Here is a 2,727-nt window from a genome sequence, read left to right as displayed (position 1 = left end):
CTTGGTTTCGACTCGCTCAGCTCGGTCGAGCTGCGCAACCGTCTCAACGCGGCGACCGAGCTGACTCTCCCGGCCACGCTGGTCTTCGACTATCCGACCCCCGCTGTTCTCGCGGCGCGACTGGGCGCCGAGCTGCTGGGTGGTGTGCTCGACGCGGTGGCTGAGGGCCCCGCCGCGGCCGTCACCGACGAGCCGATCGCGATCGTCGGGATGAGCTGCCGTTTCCCCGGTGGTGTCGAGTCGCCGGAGGACCTATGGCGACTGGTCGCGTCGGGTGGGGACGCGGTGGCGGAGTTCCCGACCGACCGTGGCTGGGACGTGGAGTCCCTGTACGACCCCGACCCCGACCACTCGGGCACCACATACGCGCGTGAAGGCGGATTCCTTTACGAGGCGGCGGGATTCGACCCGGCGTTCTTCGGGATCTCGCCGCGCGAGGCACTGGCCATGGACCCCCAGCAGCGACTGCTGCTGGAGACCTCCTGGGAGGCCTTCGAGCGGGCGGGCATCGACCCGCATTCGGTACGGGGCCGTCGGGCCGGTGTGTTCGTCGGCACCAACGGCCAGGACTACGGCGCGTTGGTGATGGCCGCGCACGAGACCGTCGAGGGATACGCCGGCACGGGTATCTCGGCGAGTGTCATCTCCGGCCGGCTGTCGTACACGTTCGGCCTTGAGGGGCCCGCCGTCACGGTGGACACAGCGTGCTCGTCTTCGCTGGTGGCACTGCACCTGGCGGTACAGGCGCTGCACAAGGGCGAGTGTGAACTCGGGCTGGTCGGCGGTGTGACAGTGATGTCGACGCCGGGCGCGTTCGTCGAGTTCAGCCGCCAGCGGGGTCTGGCCCCGGACGGCCGGTGCAAGGCGTTCTCCGACAGCGCCGACGGCACCGGCTGGGGTGAGGGTGTCGGCATGCTGGTCGTGGAGCGGTTGTCGGACGCCCGGCGCAACGGCCACCAGGTGCTGGCGGTGGTACGTGGGTCCGCGGTGAACCAGGACGGTGCGTCCAACGGCCTGACCGCGCCGAACGGTCCCTCGCAGCAGCGGGTGATCCGGCAGGCGCTCGCCAGTGCGGGTCTCGCGCCGTCCGATGTGGATGCCCTGGAGGCGCACGGCACGGGTACGACGCTGGGTGACCCGATCGAGGCGCAGGCGCTGCTGGCGACCTACGGCCAGGGCAGGCCCGCCGACCGGCCGTTGTTGCTGGGGTCGGTGAAGTCGAACATCGGTCACACGCAGGCGGCAGCCGGTGTGGCGGGTGTGATCAAGATGGTCATGGCGATGCGGAATGGTGTGCTGCCGCAGACGCTGCACGTCACCGAGCCGTCGTCGCACGTGGACTGGTCCGCCGGTGCGGTGTCGCTGCTGACGGAGGCTCAGCCGTGGCCGGAGACCGGCCAGCCGTGGCGGGCGGGTGTGTCGTCGTTCGGTGTGAGTGGTACGAACGCGCACACCATCATCGAGCAGGCCCCCGTCGTGGAGCGGGAGGAAGCCCCGGAGCCGGTACGCGACAACCTGGTGCCGTGGGTGCTGTCGGCCCGCAGCGCCGAGGCGTTGCGGGAGCAGGCCGCGCGGCTCACCTCCTTTGTGGACGCGACTCCTGAGCTGACCGTCGCGGACGCGGGCCGCGCGCTGGTGTCGACGCGGGCGGTGCTGGAGCACCGTGCGGTGCTGGTCGCCGCCGACCGGTCCGAGTTCCTGGCCGCTCTGGCGGCCGTGGCCGACGGCCAGGCGACAGGTGCCGTGGTCGCGGGGGTCGTGGACGAGCCCGGCCGGGTGGGTTTCCTGTTCTCGGGTCAGGGCTCCCAGCGGCTGGGCATGGGGCGTGAACTGTCCGAGCGTTTCCCGGTGTTCGCGGAGGCCTTGGACGAGGTCCTGCGTCGGTTCGATCCGCGGGTGCGTGAGGTGCTGTTCGGTGAGGACGCCGACGCGCTGAACGAGACGGGTGTGACCCAGCCGGCGTTGTTCGCCGTCGAGGTCGCTCTGTTCCGTCTGCTGGAGTCGTGGGGTGTGCGCCCCGACATGCTGGCGGGCCACTCGATCGGTGAGCTGGCCGCCGCGCACGTGGCGGGTGTGTGGTCGCTGGCAGATGCCGCCAAGGTGGTGTCGGCGCGTGGTGCGCTGATGCAGGCGTTGCCGTCCGGTGGTGCGATGGTGGCGGTCCAGGCGTCCGAGGCCGAGGTCGCCGCCGACCTGCCGGACACCGTGGGCATCGCGGCGGTCAACGGCCCGAACTCGGTGGTCATCTCAGGCGTCGCCGCGGATGTGGACGTGCTGGCGGAGCTGTGGCGTGAGGGCGGTCGGAAGGTGACGCGGCTTCGCGTCAGCCACGCGTTCCACTCGCCGCTGATGGAGCCGATGCTCGACGAGTTCCGCGCGGTGCTGGAGGGCGTGTCGTTCGAGGCGCCCGCGATTCCGATCGTGTCGACGCTGACCGGTGCGCGGGCGAGCGCGGAGGAGTTGGCGTCGCCGGAGTACTGGGTGCGGCACGTACGCGAGTCCGTACGGTTCGCCGATGCCGTGGGCACGCTCGTGGGTGAGGGCGTGGGCACGTTCGTCGAGGTCGGTCCTGGCGGGACGCTGTCGGCGCTGGGCCAGGAGACCGCACCCGACGCCGGGTTCGTGTCGATGCTGCGTGGTGACCGGCCGGAGGCGGTGGCCGCCACCATGGCTGCGGGGCAGCTGCACGTACGCGGTGTCCGGGTGGACTGGGAGCCCTTCTTCGAC

Annotated in this window: 1 protein-coding gene; it reads left to right on the top strand. The window is 71.1% G+C overall.

Features of this window, described 5'->3' with window-relative positions:
- Nucleotides 1–2,727 (top strand): type I polyketide synthase (locus tag CU044_RS36350; protein WP_129773096.1); only part of this gene is annotated, 2,727 nt, incomplete at both ends.

Origin of the sequence: Streptomyces sp. L-9-10 (assembly GCF_004151105.1) — a bacterium.
Lineage (GTDB): Bacteria > Actinomycetota > Actinomycetes > Streptomycetales > Streptomycetaceae > Streptomyces.
The sequence above is the reverse complement of the archived record's forward strand: the minus strand, read 5'-3'. Positions and strand labels throughout refer to the sequence as shown.